The 23886-nt window shown below is 45.2% G+C and carries 23 protein-coding genes; 10 read left to right on the top strand and 13 right to left on the bottom strand.

The window, feature by feature from the left end; all coding sequences use genetic code 11:
* Window positions 1-21: 21 nt before the first annotated feature.
* The 3 genes from QFZ78_RS18945 to QFZ78_RS18935 form a co-directional block, all read right to left on the bottom strand.
* Window positions 22-756 (bottom strand): HAD family hydrolase, encoded by a 735-nt coding sequence (locus tag QFZ78_RS18945; RefSeq protein ID WP_307549882.1) that lies wholly within the window; start codon window positions 754-756, stop codon window positions 22-24.
* Between the two features lie 79 nt (window positions 757-835).
* Window positions 836-1288, bottom strand: a complete 453-nt coding sequence (locus QFZ78_RS18940) for a bactofilin family protein (RefSeq protein WP_307549880.1) — start codon at window positions 1286-1288, stop codon at window positions 836-838.
* Between the two features lie 5 nt (window positions 1289-1293).
* A complete protein-coding gene (locus QFZ78_RS18935) occupies window positions 1294-2325 on the bottom strand; it encodes a peptidoglycan DD-metalloendopeptidase family protein (protein WP_307549879.1) in 1032 nt (343 codons plus the stop codon).
* 200 nt (window positions 2326-2525) lie between these two features.
* Between QFZ78_RS18935 and QFZ78_RS18930 the strand changes: the two genes are divergently transcribed.
* Window positions 2526-3617, top strand: a complete 1092-nt coding sequence (locus QFZ78_RS18930) for a ParM/StbA family protein (protein ID WP_307549877.1) — start codon at window positions 2526-2528, stop codon at window positions 3615-3617.
* A 55-nt stretch (window positions 3618-3672) separates the two neighbouring features.
* Here the strand turns inward: QFZ78_RS18930 and QFZ78_RS18925 are convergent, their stop codons facing one another.
* From QFZ78_RS18925 to QFZ78_RS18910, 4 genes are read right to left on the bottom strand one after another with little or no spacing between them, the layout of a single operon-like run.
* A complete protein-coding gene (locus QFZ78_RS18925; protein ID WP_307549874.1) occupies window positions 3673-5043 on the bottom strand; it encodes a GerAB/ArcD/ProY family transporter in 1371 nt (456 codons plus the stop codon).
* A gap of 15 nt (window positions 5044-5058) precedes the next feature.
* Window positions 5059-5292 carry a hypothetical protein gene (locus QFZ78_RS18920; RefSeq protein ID WP_307549872.1) on the bottom strand — a complete coding sequence of 78 codons (234 nt, stop codon included), beginning with the start codon at window positions 5290-5292 and terminating at the stop codon, window positions 5059-5061.
* 3 nt (window positions 5293-5295) lie between these two features.
* Window positions 5296-6468 carry a Ger(x)C family spore germination protein gene (locus QFZ78_RS18915; RefSeq protein ID WP_307549870.1) on the bottom strand — a complete coding sequence of 391 codons (1173 nt, stop codon included), beginning with the start codon at window positions 6466-6468 and terminating at the stop codon, window positions 5296-5298.
* Window positions 6455-8131, bottom strand: a complete 1677-nt coding sequence (locus QFZ78_RS18910) for a spore germination protein (protein ID WP_373460335.1) — start codon at window positions 8129-8131, stop codon at window positions 6455-6457. Before QFZ78_RS18910 ends, QFZ78_RS18915 begins: the two co-directional genes overlap by 14 nt.
* 256 nt (window positions 8132-8387) lie before the next feature.
* On the opposite strand from QFZ78_RS18910, the gene cls reads away from it, so the two are divergent.
* Complete coding sequence (gene cls, locus QFZ78_RS18905; protein WP_307549868.1) at window positions 8388-9815, top strand: cardiolipin synthase; 1428 nt, start codon at window positions 8388-8390, stop codon at window positions 9813-9815.
* 28 nt (window positions 9816-9843) lie between these two features.
* Here cls and ligD read toward each other — a convergent pair whose 3' ends face one another.
* Window positions 9844-10728 (bottom strand): non-homologous end-joining DNA ligase, encoded by an 885-nt coding sequence (gene ligD / locus QFZ78_RS18900; RefSeq protein WP_307549866.1) that lies wholly within the window; start codon window positions 10726-10728, stop codon window positions 9844-9846.
* Between the two features lie 234 nt (window positions 10729-10962).
* Between ligD and QFZ78_RS18895 the strand changes: the two genes are divergently transcribed.
* The 7 genes from QFZ78_RS18895 to mnmH all read left to right on the top strand — a co-directional run bounded on the left by QFZ78_RS18895 (window position 10963) and on the right by mnmH (window position 18791).
* Window positions 10963-11562 (top strand): nitroreductase family protein, encoded by a 600-nt coding sequence (locus QFZ78_RS18895; RefSeq protein ID WP_307549865.1) that lies wholly within the window; start codon window positions 10963-10965, stop codon window positions 11560-11562.
* Between the two features lie 786 nt (window positions 11563-12348).
* Window positions 12349-14031: a hypothetical protein gene (locus tag QFZ78_RS18890; RefSeq protein WP_307549863.1), complete on the top strand. Its 1683-nt coding sequence runs from the start codon at window positions 12349-12351 to the stop codon at window positions 14029-14031.
* A 180-nt stretch (window positions 14032-14211) separates the two neighbouring features.
* The gene (locus QFZ78_RS18885; RefSeq protein WP_057304934.1) at window positions 14212-14778 is read left to right on the top strand and encodes a sigma-70 family RNA polymerase sigma factor; all 567 of its coding nucleotides are present in this window, start codon (window positions 14212-14214) and stop codon (window positions 14776-14778) included.
* A gap of 4 nt (window positions 14779-14782) precedes the next feature.
* Window positions 14783-15508, top strand: a complete 726-nt coding sequence (locus QFZ78_RS18880) for an anti-sigma factor (RefSeq protein ID WP_307549861.1) — start codon at window positions 14783-14785, stop codon at window positions 15506-15508.
* An 82-nt stretch (window positions 15509-15590) separates the two neighbouring features.
* Window positions 15591-16559 (top strand): ring-cleaving dioxygenase, encoded by a 969-nt coding sequence (locus tag QFZ78_RS18875; RefSeq protein ID WP_307549859.1) that lies wholly within the window; start codon window positions 15591-15593, stop codon window positions 16557-16559.
* 135 nt (window positions 16560-16694) lie between these two features.
* Window positions 16695-17744, top strand: a complete 1050-nt coding sequence (gene selD / locus QFZ78_RS18870) for a selenide, water dikinase SelD (protein WP_307549857.1) — start codon at window positions 16695-16697, stop codon at window positions 17742-17744.
* Window positions 17745-17759: 15 nt separating this feature from the next.
* Window positions 17760-18791 (top strand): tRNA 2-selenouridine(34) synthase MnmH, encoded by a 1032-nt coding sequence (mnmH, locus tag QFZ78_RS18865; protein ID WP_307549856.1) that lies wholly within the window; start codon window positions 17760-17762, stop codon window positions 18789-18791.
* Window positions 18792-18844: 53 nt separating this feature from the next.
* Here the strand turns inward: mnmH and QFZ78_RS18860 are convergent, their stop codons facing one another.
* Window positions 18845-19729 carry a LysR family transcriptional regulator gene (locus QFZ78_RS18860; protein WP_307549855.1) on the bottom strand — a complete coding sequence of 295 codons (885 nt, stop codon included), beginning with the start codon at window positions 19727-19729 and terminating at the stop codon, window positions 18845-18847.
* A 126-nt stretch (window positions 19730-19855) separates the two neighbouring features.
* Here QFZ78_RS18860 and QFZ78_RS18855 point away from each other — a divergent pair, with 126 nt between their 5' ends.
* Window positions 19856-21133 carry an adenylosuccinate synthase gene (locus tag QFZ78_RS18855; protein ID WP_307549853.1) on the top strand — a complete coding sequence of 426 codons (1278 nt, stop codon included), beginning with the start codon at window positions 19856-19858 and terminating at the stop codon, window positions 21131-21133.
* Window positions 21134-21206: 73 nt separating this feature from the next.
* Here the strand turns inward: QFZ78_RS18855 and QFZ78_RS18850 are convergent, their stop codons facing one another.
* Genes QFZ78_RS18850 through QFZ78_RS18835 form a run of 4 tightly spaced genes read right to left on the bottom strand, consistent with a single transcriptional unit; the run spans window position 21207 to window position 23869 of the window.
* Complete coding sequence (locus QFZ78_RS18850) at window positions 21207-21641, bottom strand: protein-tyrosine phosphatase family protein (protein ID WP_307549851.1); 435 nt, start codon at window positions 21639-21641, stop codon at window positions 21207-21209.
* Between the two features lie 13 nt (window positions 21642-21654).
* Window positions 21655-22128: an ArsI/CadI family heavy metal resistance metalloenzyme gene (locus QFZ78_RS18845; protein WP_307549849.1), complete on the bottom strand. Its 474-nt coding sequence runs from the start codon at window positions 22126-22128 to the stop codon at window positions 21655-21657.
* Window position 22129: 1 nt separating this feature from the next.
* Window positions 22130-22552 carry an arsenate reductase (thioredoxin) gene (gene arsC, locus QFZ78_RS18840; RefSeq protein ID WP_307549847.1) on the bottom strand — a complete coding sequence of 141 codons (423 nt, stop codon included), beginning with the start codon at window positions 22550-22552 and terminating at the stop codon, window positions 22130-22132.
* A 24-nt stretch (window positions 22553-22576) separates the two neighbouring features.
* Window positions 22577-23869: an arsenic transporter gene (locus tag QFZ78_RS18835; RefSeq protein ID WP_307549845.1), complete on the bottom strand. Its 1293-nt coding sequence runs from the start codon at window positions 23867-23869 to the stop codon at window positions 22577-22579.
* Between the last annotated feature and the right edge of the window lie 17 nt (window positions 23870-23886).

Here is a 23886-nt window from a genome sequence, read left to right as displayed (position 1 = left end):
ACCTTTGGAATCGTCCTTTTCTCATTTTTGAATATACGCGTGGATGGTATCAGGAACTTCCTTCAAGGAGTTCAACTGGTAGAACGCCCCTTTAGGAGTGATGTCAATGGTTCCTGTGTTGTACTCCCAGTCCTGCTGTACAGGAATGTGTATCGAGTGGATACCTGCATGCAGCGCAGGCAGTACATCCGTCTTGATCGAGTTGCCGATCATCCATGTGTGGTTGCGATCAAAACGCTGTTCGTTCATGATTGTTTCCATATATTCTCTTGTCTTATGCACCGTAACAAAGATGCGATCATCAAAATAGGTGTCTAAGCTCAAATCTTTCACTTTTTTCATTTGGATAGATGCATCGCCACCTGTATATAGGAACAGTCGATGTCCGGCTTGCTTAAGATGATCGAGTGTTTCGTTCATAAGCGGATAAGGCTCTGCCGTGTATTCATAAACAGTGTGGCCTAATTGCAACAACCATGATTCTTCTTTTACATTAGTTGGACGGTTATACTGTGAGGCGAACCATTGGTACGTCTCAACAAATGATTTGGGAAAACGATCCGGCATAAAGCCATGAATGTGAATGCCAGCGAGATCGATTTGAAGCTGCTTCTGCTTGATGTCCTGCGCGTTAAGTCCGTGCCCGGAATACCAAGTAAGCATAAGATCGATAAATTGGTCAATCACGAAGTCAAAATATCTATTACAATGCACCAACGTATCATCAAGATCAAAAAGTATCGTCTGTTCTCTCATAGGCCCTATCTCCTGTATCAGTTAGAAATGAATTTCCAACTATTATATCATGCGCCTTGCCCCAAGCCTAGGAATGACCTTACATAGCCACTGTATTCCCCTTAAATGCTCCATTTGCGGATGAGGCAGGTTTATTCCCATTCTCTTGCTCACCGTTTTGCAGAGGAGCAGCTGTTGGTGTTTTCGAGTCCATTTTACTGTTTCCTTGGAATAGACCACCTTCTTCAATGATAAAGGAAGCCGCGCTGATATTGCCTTGAAGGGAACCCGTAGAAGTAATCGTCAGCTTGCCCTTGGTTATGATGTTACCCTGCACACTTCCGGCCAGTACAACGTCTCTTGCAGAAATATTGGATTTTACAACGCCATTTTCTCCTATGATAACATCTCCTGCGCATTCGATATCACCTGTAATGCTGCCTTCGATGCGAATGCTTGCTTCTGACTTGATACGGCCTTCAAAGGTTGTTCCTTCTCCAATCAAAGTATCGGTTGTATTCGGATTCATGAAGTCTTTCTTTTTCTTAAACATGGTGGTTATTCATCCTTTCGAATTGCTTTGAGATAAGGTTTGGGATCGATGCTTTCCCCATTTTTGAGTACTTCATAGTGCAGATGAGGTCCAGTACTGCGTCCCGTGGAGCCGACTAGGCCTATAGAACTACCTTTTTCCACAGAATCTCCCTTATTCACTAAAATTTTATTTAAATGCATGTACCAAGTGCGCAATCCCTTGGAATGCTCGATGACGATATTGTTGCCGTGGAACATATCCTTCCCCGTACTGATGACTTTGCCATCTGCGGTTGCATAGACAGGATCATTCTCACGGGCACCGAAATCAATGCCGGAATGAAAGCTGGGACGATGCGTAAAAGGATCCCTACGGTAACCGAACGTTGATGTGACGACCTTTGTGGTTGTCGGCCACAGGGTTGGGGTAATGCGAAGCAAATGCTGTTTATCGGCAACCTTTTGCTTCGTTGCGGTTAAGTTGGTTTGCAGTTCTTTCACTTCGCTGTTAAGTGCCGTGAAGGAAGCTAATGTCTTCTCACCAAGCTTTATAATGTCTTCCTGGGAAGCTGGATTAGGACTTCCGCCAATGCCGCTATCAAGGGTAGGGAGCTTTGCATCTGCATCCGCAGGTTTATCCTGTTTGCTGGATGACGTGCTGGCAACAGCTGTGCCGGTTGTGTTGGCGTCGATCCCGGCAATCGCTTTGAGATCATTTTCGAATTTCTTCATCTCTTCGACTTGTGTTTTCATTTGTTCGGCTTGCTGAGACAGTTGAATAACCTCATTCTGTAATTGTTCGATGGCCTTGTCCTTGGAATTTAATGCAGCACTCCATTGCTGGTTAGCTCCTGTTAGCTTAGTTTGCAAAGCGCTAGCCTTTTTCAAGGTATTTGCATGCATCACATACGTGATTATAGAAATAAGCAATAGCACCGAAAGGCATGCTGCAGCGATATAAGCGAATAAATGGGGAATACGAAACCTGACGACCGATTGATTGGCATCTGGAATGATGACTAGCGTCAGTTTTTTGGGTTTCCAGTTGAGCTTCATAAAGGCTTAATTGTCTCCTGTCGTGGTTGAATTTGGTAAAGTTCATATTCCTGTACTTCATTCGTCATATTCTGATAAAAACCTTCCTAATACCTGCTGGTCCTATAAAAAATGAGTCGAAAGTAGGAAGGAATACTGTCGGATTTAATCGAATGTACTTAACAAATACAGGAAGTTGTAGATATGGAGTGTAGCCACTAATGATAAAGCTTGCAGGTATCGATATAGGGAACGATAGTATTAAACTGGTGCTGGATGGTTCTAGAGAACCGTTAGTGATCCCGAATATCATTGCGCCGGGATACGAAAGACATATCTTGCAGGAAGAGGATACACCGTTGAAAGCGCTGGACGTGATGATTTACAGCCCATCCCTTTCACAAAGAAATCAACGTTATTTCGTCGGACAACTTGCTTTGGAACACGAAGATAACCTAGAGCTTGAAGACACAGATAATAAGGCGATATCGGATCAATCCCTTATTGTTGCGCTTACTGCATTAGCTTATCAAGGTCTCACCAACCAAGCATTTAATGCTGGGTACGGAAATGCAGACGAAGTCGAATATACGCTTGGAACCGGTTTGCCTGTGCGTGCGTTTGCGAAGTTCAACCAGCAATTCGAGCAGAGACTTCTTGGTGAGCATGAAGTGACATTTCTATCCACTCCACAATTCCAAAATCGCAAGATTAAAGTAGCGGTTCGCAAGGTTGCAGTCTCCATTGAAGGGGCGGCAGCAATGTTCCATTTGGCTACGCACGACAGCTTGCAAGTCAAGGATGAGGAGATTTACAACGGCTGCATCGGCGTTTGCGAAATCGGTGCGCTGACAACTGATTTTCCTGTTATCAAACGGATGGCCATTGACAATCACTTCAGCCATGGCGAGCAAATTGGTATCGCTACCTATTTGGATGCCGTCATTCGCGATGTCGAAGATGCTTACGGCTACGTCTTTCCAAGCCGTGCGAAGCTGGTGCAGCGAGTGAAGAATCGTGAATTTACGATTCAACTCCTTGGCGAAGGGCAGGTCGATATTCGACCGATCGTGGATCAGCATTTCCGCCGCGCGGCTTTGCGTATGATCGAGATGATCAAAAAACGCTGGCGCAAATATCCCGATATTCAATGCTTCTATGTGATTGGTGGAGGGGCATCAGCCCTGAAACCTTATATCCAAGAAGCCGCAGGGTCGTTAAAATTGCGATTCGCGAACGAAAGCGAATATCTAAATATGTATGGCTACTTGAAAGTGGCCAAAAGTCGGTTAAGCCAGTCAGTTCCTGTTTAATCCTCACAAGCACCTGCTAATATGCGGTGCTTTTTTTCGTGCTTTTATGCCAAAGTCATTTGCTGGCTTCTGCTTGCTTCAACAGGCTCACCTCCATGTAAGTTGTCCAGGCTGTCAAGAACAGACAACAGCCAAAGCATATCGCGCAGATCGTTCCAATAATCGGCTTATACGGGCTGAACATGAGTCCGATAAGCACAAAAATAGCCGAGAAGACCATCAGTATATTCCCTCCCCAGAGCCAATGATTATAAGTTAAGCGTTGGCTTACTTTAGACACTTTCCGAGAGGGGTTCATCTCTGGGTCTGTCCCGCCAGAGGAAGGAGAACGGTTGGAAGGATTTTTTCTCTGCTTCCTCCATGCGGCGAAGACAAGAATTCCCATGACCAAAGGTTGATAGCCAAGAACGATAACGGGAGAGCTGTAGTTCGAGAACGATAGAAGTTCTGTTATGCTTTTGAACGATAAGTAGGTGGTCATGGCCATGAGTAGAGCGACTGGCTTGTTAATGGTCGGATAGTTTCGTTCATTACGGAACGAACTGATTCCTAAGAGGAGTGCCAAATAGATCACAACGAATTTGCAAGTGACTGTTGGGAACCAGATCATTAGCATAATGATATCTACTCGATCGAGAAAGTCGGTGACATGAATCGTTTGGACTAAATTGTAAGATGGATATAAGAAATTTCCCGGCATCTTTGGCCCGAGTACGACGAGTATGGAGAAGATGACAAGTGTGAGAAGGAAAACACCAAGCAGTGATCCATGACGAATAGAGGATCGGACTTGATTGGCGTTGTACACCGTATGAAGAAAGGCGCCAAGAATGAAAATATCGCCAACACTCCCGATCGTCAGCAAGTTACTAGCGGCCACATGCTGCAGCGGCGCCGTCAGGACAGGCGTTACGAGACGAAGATAAAATTCGTTAGATAGCAGCAGAGGCATGCTCAGAATGGTAATGACGAAAAGTGGGTAGAACAGATCATTCACGCGAGCAATGACTTCTATGCTGGTTTTTCCGAAGTAAATAAGTAAGAAACAAGTCAGTAAAATTAAAATCTCCACTGGTGTGTAATGAAGAAGAAGTGTAGTACTGAATCGTGAAACGGCAGAAATGTCACGAATAACGATCTGCCAGAAGTGAAACAAGATGAACAGATTGACAACGGTGCCTCCCCACCTGCCAAGTGCCTCTTTGGAAATCTCAAAAATATTTTTCTGGGGATAGATTCTCGTCATGAAACCAAAAAAGCTAGCAATCCCGAATAAATAGAATACAGCTAGTAAGTAACTGAACCAGGCATCCATCTGGCTGATACGGACAAGTACATTTTGCAAGGTGAGGATGCCTCCGCTTGTGATAATAGAAGAAGCTATCCATGAAAGCTGACGCTGGTTAATCACTTGCTTACTATCCATGGTGAGACCACCTTTTCATTTGATACCCAAGACACGGACTAGCCAGGGGGAGACTGTATGAATGAAGAAACGTGAAGGCATCGGTATGTTCCAATGCAAGTGTTTACTGATAAAGAGACCCACGATGAGAAAAGTAATGAGTCCATAGGTCATCTTTACAGCGTTTTTTTCTTGCTTCAGCATCCTACGATCGATAATTAGGGAGACAGCCAGCGTGAAAAGAAAACTGAGCATGAAGATGCCATTCATGGTTTACATCCCTTCTTGAACCACATTTTGGTTGATAAGACCGGTTTCCGGTATGGAGGCATTAACCATAATACGGAATTCCGCATCCTTAAAATAATCCTCCCAGTTGGCTTCAAATCGGGTTTTCCAAGCATGAGGATGTTTTCGCCAAACGATTAAACCGAGTTGGGCGGAATCCGTCCCTTCTTTTTGCATCTGATTAATAGTAGCTAGTATGGACTTCTTAACTTGCACCGAAAACTTCCTTTCAATCTTATGAATTAACTCTGATTTGTTAAGATCAAGCTTGGATAAATCCTCGCGAACCGCTCCAACAGCATCTACAACAAGCTCGAAAACAACCTTGTCATCTTGCAGCTTAGGCTTAATTTTGGTGTGTCCTTCCGTCACTAAAATGGAAATATCTTTACCTGGTTCCATAGGGAAGGTGAGTAGATGCTCCTTTACTTGGTCTCGGAGCCACATAAGTCCATCTGCTTCTTGCTTCGTATAAATGCCAACCAAGCGGTCGCCCTTAAACTGAGCATAGCCAAACGCCTGAATTTCTTGTGAAGGCTCTTTGGCGACTTGTCCCTCTTTAGGTTCGAAATAATTCATGATGGGGTCGCTATTAAAGCTTAAGGCTATGCCAATATCCTTTGTTGAGGTGGCCATAGACTGGCGTGACTTCGTTAGTTCACGAATCGTCTCAGCAGGAAAGCGTTCGAACTTAGGATCCGTGTTTAATAGGTCATAGCCTTTGCCTTTGGTCAAGACAAGGTAGGTGGTCAAACGGCTCTCCGGCGACCGGGGGACAACATCGAATAAAGTATCAATGCCTTTCTTGGCAAACTTCTCACCTATGACAATCGTTCGCCGATGGGAGAGAAATATTCTGCGGGACATGCGCATCTGCAGTTTACTTGTGGCTTCGCGCAGCGTTGATCCTACTTCCGAATCAATGTAATAGCTTTTGCCTCCAGACGTCCCTCCTCCACCGCCGCTGGCACCACCCATTGAACCAGGGAGCGGTAACATATAGGCAATACGATATTTGCCGTTATCCTCCAAATCCACGGATGAGGATAACACAAAAGCAATATCGTTGGTCTCTGTTCGATCCCAACATCCAGTTAGGTATGTCAAGATAAGGGGCATCGTCATCACGAGCTTGAATAGATGCTTATGATGTGCCATTAGGCTTGCCCTCCTCACTTGCTTTATGCTCGTGTTCAATGTTACTGCCGTCTATGCCTCCGTCCTTCTTGATTTGTTGAGGCAGCTTGCTGTCCATACGTTGTGTATCTTGGACACTCATGAATTCGGGACGTTTCTCCATCTGCCACAAAGGAGCGCGAATGAGCACATCCTTCAAATCCGTAGCGGATAAAGGTCCAAGCGGTGATAAGTAAGGAACTCCGAAGGAGCGCAGATTCGCCATATGGCCAATTAAAATCATCAAAGAGAAGAAGATGCCATAGAAGCCGAACAGGGACCCAGCCATGAGAATAGGAAAGCGCATCATACGAACAGCAATAGCTCCGTTAAAACGCGGGATCGTGAAGGACGCAATGCCTGTAATCGATACGACGATAACCATGGGAGCCGAAACGATCCCTGCTTGAACAGCAGCTTGTCCTACGACGAGGGCACCTAAGATAGAGACGGCGGAACCGACAGCCTTGGGTAAGCGGACGCCAGCTTCCCGTAAAGCCTCAAATGTGATCTCCATAATTAAGGCTTCAACAACGGCTGGAAACGGGATTGCCTCTCTGGAGGCAGCAACGCTTAGCATCAAAGCAGTTGGTAGTAGTTCTTGATGGTACGTCGTTATGGCAACGTACAGTGCTGGTGTCGTGAGTGAGAGGAAAAGAAAAACGTAACGGAGCATCCGTAAGAACGCACCGATTTGAAATCGTTCATAATAATCCTCACTCGTTTGCATAACCTGTATGAATACGAAGGGAACGATAAGCACAAAGGGGGTTCCATCAGTGAGGATGGCCACCCGTCCTTGCAGCAAAGCAGCGGCCACGACATCTGGGCGCTCCGTATATTGAATTTGCGGAAAGGGAGAATAGACATTGTCTTGAATCAGCTCCTCGATCATGCCCGATTCCAAAATAGCATCGATCTTGATTTGCTCAATCCGCTTGACTACTTCCTCAATAAGGGAGGGCATTGCCAAGTCGTCGAGATAGCAAATGACAAGAGCAGTATTGCTCTCTTTGCCGACGCTCATGGATTTCATCTTCAATCTGGGCGTCTTTAATTTGCGGCGGATCATAGAGGTGTTCGTGCGAATGCTCTCCACGAACCCTTCTTTCGGTCCGCGTACGACCGTTTCCGTCTCCGGCTCGCCAACGGAGCGCTTCTCTGTACCGCGAATACCAAGCAGAATGGCTTTCGCGTTGCCTTCCACGAGCAGGGCGGTGTCCCCGCCCAAAACAGAAACGAGCAGGTCCCCGTAATTATCGGAGATCTGTGTCTGAGACACCGGCAGTATCGTACCTACGATGCGGTCAATCGCTGTTTGGCCGCCACCCAGAATCATTAACGATTTCATTGTTTCGTTGAGCAGTTGGGTGTTGGTGAGCCCATCCACGAAGAGAAGCATTGCCGGAATGTTCGGCTCAATCTCGAATTCACGGACGACAACATCAGAGCAGTCCTGAAACATGGCTTTAATAAATTTATGATTTTCATGTAATAGAAGTGATATTTTAGTCTGCTTAAGCTCTTCGATGAAGTGATAGTCTAACGAATCACTAAGCTCAGAATGTTCATCATTCTCACCCGTCCTGTCTGATGGGCGTTTACGCAGGATACTTTTCATCAATTGTTTGGATGCTTTAACCATGCGAGGGCCCTCCTGCCGCGATCTGGATGAAGATTATAGGAATGCGTTTCCTATTTTTCTCGAAATGAAAGGATTTTATTACGAAAGTTGGAAAATTTTATTCAGTCGAGCCCAGACTGTTGGAGGGGTATAGATGAGAAGCCCTTGGCAAAAGATATCAGGATAAGAAATTGCGGGGAAATTTTCGCGCAAATATGACGCTCGTTCTTAACGGTGACGTAAATCGTTTATCTTTTTGGTAGAGGAGATGGAGCTTTTGTTGTGGGTTGTCATACTACTACTGCTATTCATCTTTCAGACCGCAACGATTTTGATCGGCGAATATAAACGACCAGCTAAAACAGTAGCCTGGCTGCTCGTTTTGTTTATTTTTCCAATCATCGGATTTATCATGTACTATTTCTTAGCTAAGGAATATACCCAAAGGAAAATGGTTCGGCGCAAAGGACGTCGTAAGATGGATGAAATTAAACATCAATGGATGTATAAGGAATCGGCTGCGATTGCGAACAATGCGGGGAAATATCAGCTGTTCGATGAGCCGCGTCTTTGTGGACTGCTTCATAACATTCCGGGTTCTCCCATTACTCAGAAGAATCGAGTTGAAGTGTTGACCAATGGGGAAGTCACTTACGAGGCCATGATAAAGGCGATTGAACAGGCGAAAAGTCATATACATTTTGAGTTTTATACCATCAAACATGATGAAACCGGTTTGAGATTTCAAGAAGTTCTGATCCGTAAGGCGAAGGATGGTGTCAAGGTTAGAGTTATTTATGATGGGGTAGGGAGCTATACGCTTTCTACGGCTTACATAAATAAGTTTAAGCAAGCTGGGGTTGAAGTGCATCCTTTTTTGCGGCCGCTCATTGCCTTCTTCGATAAACGAATGAACTATCGCAATCATCGGAAAATTATTGTTGTTGACGGCTTGGTGGGGTTCGTTGGCGGTATTAATATTGCCGATGAGTACTTGGGGAAAGATCGAGAGCTAGGTTTCTGGCGGGATACCCATCTGATGCTGCATGGTGATTCGGTGTATTACTTGCAGCAGACTTTTATGACAGACTGGATGTTCGTTAGCGGGGAGCGATTGGCTGAAGAATCGTTATTTCCTGAGCATAATGAACCGCAAGCCTCGTTGGCCCAGGTTATTTCGAGCGGTCCAGATGCCCACTGGGATGCTATTCAGGAGATGTTCTTCGCAGGTATTATAGCAGCTAAGAAGCGAATTTACATGACAACGCCATACTTTATTCCGGATCCCAGTATCACTATGGCACTCAAAACAGCTGTAATCAGCGGTGTCGATGTCCGTATTATTCTCCCTTATAAGTCAGATTCCCAAATTGTTCAGTACGCATCGCGATCCTATCTGCTTGAGCTGATGCAGGCGGGGGTTCAGTTCTATTTATATCGCAAAGGTTTCATGCACGCCAAGGTCATGATTATTGACCACTTAATGTCTACAGTAGGTACGGCGAACGTGGATATGCGCAGCTTTTTCAGCAACTTTGAATTGAATGCCGTGATGTTTAATAAGGATGTTATTGAGCGTTTAGAGACTGACTTTTTAATGGATTTGAAGGACAGTGTTGAATTGAAATTAGCCGAATTTGAGATGAGGTCTCGGATGGAGAAGGGGAAGGAAGTTATTGCCCGTTTGTTATCCCCTTTGTTCTGATAGCGTAATTCTGTCAAAGGCTACTATATTATTTAAGACGCTCTAAGATGGCGTTCAAATTTTGTAGGGGAACCTTCTCAATCAGGTCACCATACGTTCTCAATCGGTTCATCACCGTATGTAGGTTGAAATCACGAATATTAGGACGAAGCTCAACCTCTTTCCATAACAGGGGGGTGGAAACGGAGGCGTCCTTTCTGGCGCGCGGTGTATAAGGTGCGGATAATGTTTTTCCATACCAGTGCTGCAGGTAGTCTACGTAGATTTTATCGCCGCGATTTTTCTTGAACCTTTCGATGGTAAAAAGATTGGGATACTTCTTCACGACAAAGGCGCCAATAAAATGACCGATACGGCGAAGCTGTTCAAATGTGTAGCCATGCTGAATCGGGATGTAGATCTGAACACCTGTAGCGCCTGAGGTTTTGGGAACCGACTGTATATGCAGGGAATCTAACACTTCTCCAATGATGTAGGCAGCCTCCATAATACGCGGCTCTTCCTCTAGTGAAGGATCGATATCGATCACCCATTCTGCTGGCAGCGTCTCGCCAATACGGTGGAAGGATGGATGAAACTCCAAGCAAGCCAAATTGCCCAGCCAAATTAGGGTGGGTAACGAGTCTAGATTGATGTAATTAATGCCATCCAGCGGCGCCAGCTTCACGAAGCTAGGTACCGGATCGGGGGCATTTTTTTGATAAAAGGACTTTTCATTATACCCGTTAGGGAAACGAATGGTTGTTAAGTGGCGATTACGGCAATAGCGCAGCAGGAAAGGAGACAACTCCGTTAATTTAGCGAGATAATCGGCCTTGGTAATGCCCGTTTCAGCCCATAAAAGCTTGTTTGGGTTCGTAATAGTCAGCTCATGCCCTTCCACGAGCAGTGTTCCTTTGGTTGTGACCGCCATGTAAATTCGTCCCTCCTAATATGGATTTACATCCGATTATTCCCTGTGGGGAGGGATCTCAAACTTAAACGGCTTGTTGAAAGGTAATGAAATTATGCTTGACAAAAAGTTGGATTAACATGATAATAATAAAAGTAAATAACATTTAGTAAGTAACGTATGAAGTAGAAGGTAATTCCTATTTGTATATAAAACTTAATTCTATCAGATGATAGAAACGGAGGAGAGATAAATTTGAGTAACTCATTTTTAGCTGCAGTAAAGGAAAGACGTACGTACTATGGACTGAGTAAAGAAGTGGTCGTTTCGAATGAACGCATCCAAGAGATTGTGAACGAGGCTGTGAAACATACACCGTCCTCTTTTAACTCACAAAGCGCAAGAGTTGTTGTCTTATTCGGCGAGCAATCCGATAAATTGTGGAACATTACGAAGGAAACACTGAGAAAGATCGTACCTGCTGACAGCTTCGCGCCAACAGAGGAACGTATCGATAGTTTCAAAAGCGGGTATGGAACTGTATTGTTCTTTGAAGATGAGACGACAGTCGAGAATCTGCAAAAGCAATTTGCTGCTTATGCTGACAATTTCCCGATCTGGTCCAACCAATCCTCAGGCATGCTGCAATTTGTAGTCTGGACGGCACTGGAGCAAGAAGGTCTTGGCGCATCGCTGCAGCACTACAATCCATTGATCAACGAGGAAGTTACACAAACGTGGAACCTTCCAAGCAAGTGGAAGCTGATTGCCCAAATGCCGTTCGGTAAACCAACCTTTACACCGGGAGATAAAGAGTTTCAACCGCTTGAAGACCGCGTGAAATTTTTCCAATAAGAGTAGGTTCAACCATCCTATTCTTTCTTAAAAAGCCATCCCATTCGTCCTTTGACGGTGGGGTGGTTTTTTGCGCAAAAGAACAAAACCTGACAGTTGAGTTTTATATGAGCTTAATATAGTGAGAACCGTGACGAGGTGGGCGTTTGGAGGTTGAGAAGTCCATTTGGGCTCTCTCGGCATACATTTGTGGGGTAAGAAGCATCATTCTGGCTTCGAGAAGTCGTTTTCGGACTTCTCAGCAACACTTAGTTACTTTTGCGACGGTGAGAAGTCCATTTCGGCTCTCTCGGCATACATTTGTGGGGTAAGAAGCATCATTCTGGCTTCGAGAAGTCGTTTTCGGACTTCTCAGCAACACTTAGTTACTTTTGCGACGGTGAGAAGTCCATTTCGGCTCTCTCGGCATACATTTGTAGTTAACAAGCATCCTTCTACCTTCGAGAAGTCATTTTCGGACTTCTCAGCAAAGGTGAGAACTCGAAAACCGAGCTTTCGCTGAGTAGTGACTGACATTGGACTCGGAAAACGTGCCAAAAAGTAGATAGAACGTGGAAGGTTGTCATTTGAAGGTTGAGAAGTCGATATTCGAGCATTCAGCTGAGGTGGAGGGTGTGGCGTAGGTGTGAAAGCTCGAAAACCAAGCCTTCATCACATGCAGCACTTTTCTTGGTACCGTTTTGTCGCTTAAAAATAAATAAATGTCCACCTCTTCACAAACGGTAAAACCGCTTGCAGCTCCTCGTCGTTACCTTAGATAGAAAATTTAAGGAGGAGTAATCGAGCATGGGTAATTTTAAAAAAGTATGGGTATCTTCCCTAGTGTTACTAGGTCTTATGGCGGGAGTGACGGCTCTATCAGCTGTCGCGGCTGAGCCTCTGAAGGTCAAATCCGAAACGGATATAGCTGGGGATATTGGTATCCTCCAAGGAGAGGGCAATGGGTTAACGGCTGATTACTTAAACAAGCCAACTACAAGGCTGCAAGCCGCGGTGATGTCCCTAAGATTAAAAGGATTGGAAGCCGAAGCGTTAGCTTTCACCGGAACGACTAGCTTTAAGGATGCTAGCGGCGTTTCCAAAGAGAACCAAGCAATTCTAGGTTATTTGAAAGCGAATCCAGGGCTAGGCTGGCAAGGAACTGGAGACGATAAATTCGAACCGCTCGCCGGAATTACTGCGCAGCAGTATTATAAGGTGCTGTTGGAATCACTAGGTTACACACAAGGCACGGATTTCGAGTATGCGAACGTATTTACCTTTGCCGGGAAAAATGGCTTATCGAAGATAACTAATGTGAAGCAATTCAAAAACTTACATATCGCTACAGCAACTATCGAAGCACTGAAGGTGCCAATCAAAGGAACTACGAAAACGCTAGGTGCCGATTTGACGGATAAAGGTAAAATCAGTGCGACTAAGCTAGAAGTGCTGGGGAACGCAGAACTCAGCTTGAAGCAAAGCGATACGTTGGGTAGCTATCTAACGGATTCCAAAGGAATGACGCTTTACTATTTTACCAAGGATGCAGCAGATGTTAACTCTTGTGTGGGTCAATGTTTGACCAACTGGCCGATCTTTAACGGCAATAATTTCACGGTTCCTGCTGAGTTTAGCGCAGCGGATTTCAAAGTGTTCGTGCGTGCTGACGGCAAAGAACAACTGACCTATAAGGGTTGGCCTTTATACTACTTCGTCAAGGATCAAAAAGCCGGAGATACCACAGGAGATAACGTTGGTAAGGTCTGGTTCGTTATTAAACCCTCGAACGGCGGGTTGGCGCTAGGCACCAAAACCGATCTTGGCAATTATTTGACAGATGCAAACGGTATGGCACTCTACTACTATGATAAAGATACGAAGGGCGTCAGCAATTGCTCCGGCAAATGCTTGGAGAAATGGCCATTATTCTACGCACCGAATATTGCGCCTCCAACGGGAGTTAATTCTGCAGATTTCGGCACTCTCATTCGTGCAGATGGCAAACTGCAAACAACGTACAAAGGTTTCCCTCTGTACTATTGGGTGGATGATAAGAAAATGGGGGACACGTTAGGTCAGGATGTTGGTAAAGTCTGGTACGTGATTGATCCTGCGAAATTCAGTGGCACCAAGACGGCGAATACATCTGTAAAAACAAGTAAATCGGATGCTCTTGGCACATATTTGGTGGATGCAAATGGTATGGCTTTGTACTTGTTTACGAAAGATAAAGCGGACCCTAACTCTTGTGTAGGCCAATGTTTGGTTAACTGGCCGATCTTCTATGATGCGAACCTTACGGTTTCCTCGGATCTAGCTAGCAGCGATTTCGGTACCCTTACTCGAAACGATGGCACGAAACAAAGCACCTATAAAGGCTGGCCGCTTTACTACTGGATCAAAGATCACAACCCCGGTGAAACAACGGGGCAAAATGTAGGAAAGGTCTGGTTCGTCCTCGATCCAGCTCAAACCACAGCAAGATAACTTTCCTTGTCAACCCTGTAGGTTTATTACGTCGACCCTGTAGGTTTATTGCGCTCCAACATGCTGGCAGATTCAGCGACGTTGGGGCGCTATTTTTCTATAAAGCTATTGCCAAGAAGTCTAGCTGGCGATAAGGTAGAAAGATAATAAACTTCATTTCGACTCGGGGTGTACCGAATTATGCGAAATCGAACAGATGGTGAGCTCATGAAGCTGGTGATGGCTAAGCATCATCCTGCCTTAGAAGAGCTATACGATCGCTATGCGAAGCTGGTGTATTCATTTGCGCTGAAATCCATGAAGGAAGAGCAAGCGGCCAGAGAAATTGTTCAGCTTGTTTTCACACGTCTATGGACCACAGAAAAGGGCTTTGACGCAAGCAAAGGTGCATTCGTCAATTGGGTGATCACGGTTACTCGTAATATCACCATCGATTGCTTGCGCAAGAAGCGCAGACTCGATCAAGTGATCCAATTTGAGCCCAGAGAATGGGAACATACGCTCATTTCGAGCGATCCTGATCCAGAATCGGTTATGTCACGTAAATGGATAGGAGAGCAAATTCAAGAGGCTTATGTGCATTTGTCGGATAGCCAAATTCAATTGATCGACATGATGTACTGGCAGGGCTATTCTCTAAGCGAAATTGCAACTCAAACGAATGAGCCGCTTGGTACGATAAAAAGCCGTTTGCATCAAGGTTTAAAAATACTTCGGAAGCATCTGACATCATTGAGGGAGGGATGACGTAATGAAAGAACAGGAGACTGTGGAATGCAGTTATCTTGTCAATTATTTGACAGGTGACTGCACGGAGTGGGAACGCGCTGCTTTCGAACGGCATCTGCGAACTTGTGTCACATGCCGGGAAGAATTAAGCGAGCTGCAGGAGGTCTGGCAGGCACTTCCTTTTGAGATGGAGGAAGTAGAAGTCCCCTCGGATTTGAAGCAACAGGTTATGCAGTCTATTATCCCAACCCAATTGAAGGCCATCAAGAAAAAGAAGAAGAAACGTTCGTTCAAATGGGTGTATGGCGGGGCTGCTGCCATTATCTTAGGCCTCGTTGTAGGCGTATGGTGGAACAATCAACAACCTAAAAACTTTTCAGCCAACCCCATCTTAAATCAACCTGCGGAAATCGTGCATACGTTTCAATTGAAATCCGTCGAAAGTACAATGCCAACAGCTTCCGGCACAGCTTATGTGCTGCAAAATGGCGATATCCACAATGTGGTCATTAATTTGCAAGGTCTCAAGAAAACCCAAGGGGATTGGGCCTATCAGGTGTGGTATAACCGAAGCGGGAAGCGATACAATTGCGGAACGCTCCGTGTAGACGAGAAGGGTACTGGTGTGCTGACATACAGCATCCCTGTGAAGGTGAAGGATTTCCAAATTGATTCCTTTGGCGTTACGTTAGAACCGGATCCGAATGGTTTGCAGCCGCGCGGGAAGAAGATACTGGGCACTTCGTAGCTCATACTACGAATAGGTTAAGGTTAAACTACCAGTTGTGTTTGATCAGAGGTCTATGCTTTTTTAGAGAGGACGGAAAGATTTGAACGTAAAAGGTATTCATCATGTAACCGCGATGACAGGGAATGCAGCAGCGAATTTTCAGTTCTACACCGAGGTGCTTGGCATGCGGCTTGTCAAGAAAACAGTCAATCAAGATGATACAACGGCTTATCATTTATTTTATGGGGATGAAAAGGGAAATCCGGGAACAGAGCTCACCTTCTTTGATTTTCCGGGAGTTGGGCCTAATGTCTTAGGAGTAGGCAGTATTTCAGGTACATCTCTTCGTGTAGCAAATGACGACGCGCTTTCGTATTGGGTAGAGCGATTCAAGGAACACGGGGTAAAATACTCCCCTGTGGAGGATTTTGCGGGACGTAAAGTCGTTTTTTTCGAGGATCCGGAAGGTCAGCAGCTAGCCATCGTTTCCGATGAAAATAATACTGGTGTTAAAGGCGGAACGCCGTGGGAAAAAAGTCCGGTTCCGGTCTCATACGGTATTACCGGACTAGGCCCAGTGCTGCTGACCGTGCGGAAACCGGAATCCACACTGACAGCGCTTCGATTACTAGGCTTCACAGAGAAAGAACGCATTCCGGCACTGACTAAAGGACAGGAAGATATCATTGTCATGCAAGTAGGCGAAGGTGGGTCAGGGGCCGAAGTCCAAGTCGAGCCGCGCAGCGATTTGCCGGTTACAAGTCAAGGCAGCGGCGGCGTTCATCACGTTGCTTTCCGTATTGAAGACAAGGAAGAACTGCTGGCTTGGGTTGAAATCCTTAACAAAGCTGGATTACCTAACTCTGGCTTTGTAGAACGATTTTACTTCCGTTCTTTGTACTTCCGCGAGCCGAATGGTATTCTCTTTGAACTAGCGACCGATGGTCCGGGCTTTGCTACGGATGAACCCCTTGAGACACTGGGTGAATCGCTTTCCCTTCCGCCATTTTTAGAGAACCAACGTGCGTCTATTGAAGCGAACTTGAAGTCGCTGCATACGAAACGTTGATGGCGAAAAACGAACATTTCTGCTCTGTGATTCAGCTCACGGATTAGAGATGTTCGTTTTTATTTTATGATTGGCGTTAAATCGGTTATCATGGATACATACATAGCGTGAAAATGATGAAGGGATAGATGCCAGATGACAACAGGGGATAAAATCAAACTAACGTCTTACTCCACGAAAGGTGGATGCGGATGCAAAATCGGTCCGGGAGATCTTTCTCAAGTGATAAAATCTTTGCCGACTACAGTTGCCAACCCAAATCTTCTTGTTGGGATAGATACTAGCGATGATGCAGGGGTTTATAAATTAAGTGAAGAGCTTGCACTCGTTCAAACCGTAGATTTCTTCACTCCGATCGTTGACGACCCCTATTCATTCGGACAAGTGGCTGCTGCGAATGCCATCAGTGATATTTATGCGATGGGCGGTAAGCCATTAACGGCATTAAACATTGTTGCTTTTCCGATTAAAACGCTTCCCAAGCAAGTGCTTGCCGATATTTTGCGTGGCGCTGGGGATAAAATGCAGGAAGCAGGAATTACACTAGTAGGTGGTCATTCCATTGATGATAACGAGCCGAAATTTGGACTTGCCGTCACGGGATTAGTGCACCCAGGGAAAATTCGCACCAATGCAGGGGCTAAGCCTGGAGATAAATTGATCTTAACGAAGCCGATTGGCGTTGGCATTCTGACAACCTCGATCAAAAAAGATCGACTGAATGAGGAAGAAATTGAGCGAGTCACGCAGGTGATGGCAACGCTGAATAAGGTCGCAGCGGAAACGATGGAGCCTTATAACGTTCATGCCTGCACAGATGTGACGGGCTTTGGTTTGATGGGACATTCTCTGGAGATGGCCAAAGGCAGCGGCGTAGGTATTCGCATTACTGCGGAAGATGTACCTGTATTGCCGCGAGTGCGAGAGCTTGCCGAAGAAGGATTCGTTCCTGGGGGCACCAAGAATAACTTCGCTCATGTACAGGAATCGATCACATTTGCTGAATCTTTGGATCAAATTAGCCAATGGATTTTATGCGACGCAGTCACCTCAGGCGGACTCCTCATCTCTGTCGATGGAGAGCAGGCGGATGAATTGCTTAGCAAACTGAAGGATGCAGGCGTAGAAGCGAGCTTGATTGGCGATATCACGACAGAACATCCCGGACGCATTGTTGTACGTTAAAGGAGCGAAAATCCATTGTTTCAAGACATCACCATCGAAGAATTACTAACCCTGCAGCATAAAAAAGAGATCACTACGATCGATGTCCGTTCCTCATCCGAATTTGAAGATGGCACGTTCCCCGGCAGCTTGAATATTCCCATATTTGAGGATGCAGAGCGCGCCGAGATAGGTACCCTATATAAGCAAGTGAGCGTACAAGCAGCTAAGGATAGAGGGCTGGAGATCGTTTCTGCGAAGCTGCCCGCTTATGTGAAGACTTTCGAGCAAATCAAGGAACCGAAGGTCGTTTTCTGTTGGCGCGGCGGAATGAGAAGTAGAACAACAGCAACCGTTTTGTCGCTGATGGGCATTCGGGTTTACCGGTTGACCGGAGGTATCCGGGCTTATCGGAAGTGGGTTGTAAGTACACTAGAGCAGCTTGGAGATTTTAAGCCTCCTGCACATGTTATTCTGGGAAACACGGGAACGGGGAAAACAGCTATTTTGCGCAGTCTTCTGGAAGAGGGCTATCCTGTCTTGGATTTTGAAGGGATGGCGGGCCACAGAGGCTCCATTTTTGGAGAAATTGGTTTGAAATCTCATAACCAAAAAACATTCGAATCCTTACTCGTCAGACAACTGCTGAAGCTTGAATCAGCGCCTTACGTTTTAATAGAGGGAGAAAGCAAGCGAATAGGCAAAGTTGTTCTTCCTGAGTTTATCGTTCAAAAAAAAGAAGCTGCCACGCAGATTTTTATAGAAATACCTATCGAAGAACGTGTTCAGCATATTATCGAGGATTATAAACCTTTCGAAAATCAGCCGGATATTCTACATGCGTTTAAGCATATTAAAAACCGCATCCATACACCCATAGCCAAAGAAATTGAGACCAATCTTCAAGAACAGCACTATGAGAACGCCGTCAGGCTGCTTCTGACGCATTACTATGACCCGCGCTATGAGCATGCGATGAAGCGATATGAACAAGACCGAGTCGTTATCAGGGCTGGAAATAGGAAAGAAGCTGTCGAAGCTGTGAAAAACTATTTGTCGGAGCTTTAGCAGTCAGCTATGGCATAAAAAGAAAGTGCTAACTGCAATAAGTTAGCACTTTTTCACATTTGTCTTAAAGTATCATACACATGAGTGGCTGCAGCAGAAAGGGGTGTGCTCTTTAATTTAATAATACCCACTTTTCTGGCTGGGATAGGCGTTGTTAACTGAATTTCATACAATGTTTCGTCCAATAGTTCTTGATTGACAAACTCTTTAATTCCGCAAGCTATACCAAAGCCATTTCTAGCAAATTCGATTAGTAAATCAACACTTCCAAGCTCAATCTCTGGCTTCATGGACAAACCATACCCTTCTGCAAAATGATCTAAGTAGGCACGAGTGCTGCTGCCCTTTTCAAGTAGGATAATCGGATGCTCGAGCAACTTCTGAAGTGAAATGGGGGTTTCTGCAAGCTGCTTGTACGCTGCCCCTGTTAAGAAACAGTCGTGAATGACTATGCTTTCTTGAATTGAAATATGAGGGTCGGAAATAGGGAGATTGACGATACCTAGGTCAATTTTCCCCTCTTTTAGCAGAGTAATCGTCTCAGTTGTGGTTCTGTTTGTTACTTGTATCTTTACTTTAGGGAACGATTCGTGGAACTGTTTAAGATGCGGCAATAGAAAATGTTTACAAAGCGTATCACCGGCTCCAATTTTCACCTCTCCGTGCGTAAGCTGATGCATCTCCGTAATCTTTCTTTCACCATTCAGAATAAAATGATAAGCCTGCTCAATATAGGTGAAAAGCTCGCGGCCCTCCGTTGTTAATGTCACTCCTCGGGATGTGCGGAAAAATAATTGCCCACCCAATTTTGCCTCCAATTGCTTAATCGAATGCGTAACAGCTGGTTGTGTAACAAATAGTTCATCAGCTGCCTTGGACAGACTTCCCGCTTTTGCCGTGATATAGAAGACTTGATATAGTTCCATATTGTGAATCATCGTTCGTTCAACTCCATGACATTAATACTGTTAATATCTAATATTAGTAATATTAATTTTTTTAATATTAATATTGTCATTATACTTAGTTGTATGGAGTTATTTCAATGGGAGGCTGATCTTAAGATGACGATTACAGCTATTGTAGGAGCGAATTGGGGCGACGAAGGCAAGGGGAAGTTAACAGATGTGCTTGCTGTTCATTCCCAGTTTGTAGTTAGATACCAAGGAGGGAGCAATGCGGGGCATACGATCATTAACGACTATGGCAAATTTGCTTTGCATATGCTGCCTTCCGGAGTTTTCTATCCTGGAACCACGAACGTCATTGGACCAGGTGTTGCCTTAAATATGAGTAAGCTCCAAAGTGAATTTCAAGAATTAGTGAAGCGGGGCGTACCTGAGCCAAAGATATGTATTTCTGAACGCGCGCAAGTCGTGCTTCCTTATCACATTCTTTTCGATGAATTAGAGGAGGAACGTTTAGGGGATAGGAAGTTTGGGTCAACCAAGCAAGGGATCTCGCCATTCTATGCGGATAAATATGCGAAGCTGGGCATACAAGTATCCGAATTATTTGATGAAAGTCATTTAAGATCAAAGTTAAATAGGGCATTAGAGTCCAAAAATATACTTCTCACTCATTTATATAAAAAGGCTCCCCTGGATGTAGATCAGCTTGTTGATGAAGTGCAGAAGCAAGCGGCATTCATTGAGCCATTTGTATGCAATACGACAGCATTGCTGCAAGAGGCATTAGCAAAAGGACAATCGGTATTAGTTGAGGGACAATTAGGAGCGTTGCGAGATCCAGACCATGGTATTTATCCTTATACGACATCTTCATCCACATTGGCTGGATACGCTGCTGTTGGCGCAGGAGTTCCTCCATACGCCATCAAGAAAGTTGTCGCTGTAACGAAGGCCTATTCAAGCTGTGTCGGCGAAGGGCCATTTGTATCTGAAATTCACGCAGAGGCCGCTCATGAGTTACGCACGCGTGGCGGGGATGCGGGAGAATTCGGTGCAACAACCGGTAGGCCAAGGCGTGTGGGATGGTTCGATGCTGTTGCGACTAAGTATGGCTGTGGTCTGCAGGGAGCAACCGAGGTCGCCCTAACCAATCTAGATGTGCTGGGCTATCTGGAGGAGATTCCAATATGCAGCGCTTATCGCATTGAAAATGAGATTTGCATGGATTTCCCGCATACCTCACAATTACAGCAAGCAGAGCCAGTCTATGAAAAGCTGCCGGGTTGGAAATGTGACATTTCACATATTCGCACCTTTAGTGATCTCCCTATTGAAGCTCAAAATTATGTAATTCACATTGAGAAAATGATTGGTGTACCTATTCGCTGGGTCTCCATTGGACCGAAACGCGAGCAAATTATTGAAAGATAAACGGCGTTAAGGAATAGCAAAAAACCAGACCTCTAAGCAATTATTAATTGCTCAGGGGTCTGGTTTTTATGGTTTATTTATTAAATATTTTCTCTAGAGCCTCACGTTGAGGGGCCCTAACATTCACGACAGGGCGAATGCTTTGAGCGATTTTCTCCGCTTCTTCGATAGATTGGCTTTTGCCCAGTGTAATCAAAGTCCCAATGGCTACTGCGCCGGTACGGCCTTTGCCGCCGCCACAGTGAAAGCCAACCTTTTTGCCGCTTTTATAAGCTTCTACAACATGATCGATTGCTTGCTGGAAAAGCTGATCCTGTGGTCCTTCTGCGTTGTCTCCAAGGGGTACTTGAATCCATTCGACGTTACCAGCTGGGAAAGCACACTCCGTAGCTTCTCCACGTAGATCAACAATCACTTCAACGTTCTCATTCTTGACCATGTCCTCAACGTCAGAGGCACCGCCAAAGAAGATTTTATCCTCGATTAAGGCTTGATAATTTTTCGGCATAGATAAGCCCTCCTTATTTTTTCTTAAATGGCATGAATTCTATAGTTGCCTTTACAGGTGCGGACGGTGGTGCGCAGCATAATGAGGCATCCAAAGGCTCTCCCGCGGATTCAAATTCGGAATCTTCCTTGGTATAAAAGATTTCCCAAGCGTTGCCGTCGGGATCATATACCCAAACCTTATCTTGAACGGCATAACAGCAGGTCGTGTTCATTTCGTCGGTGAGCAGAAGGCCGCTTTGTCTCAAACGCTCACCCATCTGCAGGACGACTTCCGTGTTATCCACTTGGAATCCCAAATGATTGAGCACGCCGTTTTTCTCGAACGGTCTGACATTCAAAGAGAAGTGAAGAGCGGGACTCTCAAGCTCGAATTTCGCGTAGTTGTCTTTGACTTTCGTCGGTTCAGCGCCGAAGAAAGCACGGTAAAAATCTAACGATTTATGAAGATCGGAACAATTCACCGCGACGTGCATTCGTTTGATCATCTTAGTTACCTTCTTTTACAAACTGCGTAATACGAGCTTTAATGGCATCGCGAACCTCGCGGAATTTGGCTGTAATTTCTTCTTCGGTTCCCGTTGCTTTGGCCGGGTCATCGAAGCCCCAATGCCATCTTTCGGCTTTATCATTACGCACAACAGGGCAGTTGTCATTGGCATGACCGCACAATGTAATGATGTAATCCGCTTGACTCAAAATTTCGGGGTCGATCACATCAGAAGTATGATTAGAGATATCAATGCCGTCCTCTTTCATCGTGGCAATCGCTCTTGGGTTTAGGCCGTGGGCTTCTAGTCCGGCACTCTTCACTTCATATTTGTCGCTGCCCAGAGCTTTCAAATAACCATCTGCGATTTGACTCCGGCAAGAATTTCCCGTGCATAGAAAATATACGATTTTTTTGTCCATCGTGAACATCTCCTTATAGGTTGATTATGATACTACGTTTAACCATAGGTACAGACCAATTAACGTGATTAACAAAGTTGGAATCGTAAGGATGATGCCTATTTTAAAATAGTACCCCCAGGTGATTTTCACACCTTTTTTGGATAGGACATGGAGCCATAATAAAGTCGCCAGCGAGCCGATTGGGGTAATTTTAGGCCCTAAATCGGAACCGATGACATTGGCATAGATGAGAGCTTCACGAATGATTCCCTCTGTTTGAGTGCCCTGGATCGCTAGCGCATCAATCAGAACTGTCGGTAAGTTGTTCATAACCGAGGAAAGGATAGCGGCCAGGAAGCCCATCCCAATAGTGGCTGCAAATAAGCCTTGTCCAGAAATGGTTTCAATCAGTTCTCCAAGAGCATCCGTTAAGCCAGCATTTTTCAATCCATAAACAACCACGTACATGCCGATTGAAAAAATCACGACAGCCCATGGCGCGTCTTTGATGATCTTTTTGGTTTCAATCACTTTGCTTGATCGGGCAATCACTATGAAGTTAAGTGCAGCGGCACCAACAATGATGGAAACGGGGATTTTAATGAATCCACTGATTAAGTAAGCAACCAACAGGATGCCGAGAATCAGCCAAGATAAACGGAATAGCTTAATATCTTTAATCGCTTCGGATGGACGTTTAAGTTGAGTGACATCATAGTTTTGAGGAATGTCTTTTCTAAAATAGAGAAACAGTACAAGCAAACTTGCACCTAATGCGAAAAGACTTGTAACAAACATTCGACTAGTATAAGTGACAAAATCAATACCGAAAAAGTCAGCCGATACGATGTTCACCAAGTTGCTCACAACAAAGGGAAGGGATGTCGTGTCCGCGATAAAACCACTGGCCATAACGAACGGCAGAATCATTTTATCCGGGAATTTCAAGGCGCGAACCATGGCCAGAACGATTGGCGTTAGAATCAGCGCGGCGCCGTCATTGGCGAAAAATGCGGCAACAGCGGCACCGAGCAGGATGACATAGATGAACATGACCTTCCCGTTCCCTTTGGCAATGCGTGCCATATGTAGAGCCGACCATTCGAAGAATCCAATGTTGTCCAAAATGAGAGAGATCAGAATAATCGCGACAAAAGCCAACGTCGCATTCCAAACAATGCCTGTTACAGTGACGACGTCATTCAGAGAAACAACCTGAAAGAGCAGCGCAAGAATGGCACCTGCTGATGCGGACCAGCCAATATTCAGCCCTCTAGGCTGCCAAATGACGAAGGTCAGCGTAAGTAAAAAGATGATAACTGCTAAATAAACCATGGATCCTCCTAAACCTC

It is taken from the genome of Paenibacillus sp. V4I5 (assembly GCF_030817255.1).
Lineage (GTDB): Bacteria > Bacillota > Bacilli > Paenibacillales > NBRC-103111 > Paenibacillus_E.
Note: the sequence above shows the minus strand (reverse complement) of the source record. Positions and strands in the feature narration are given on the sequence as shown.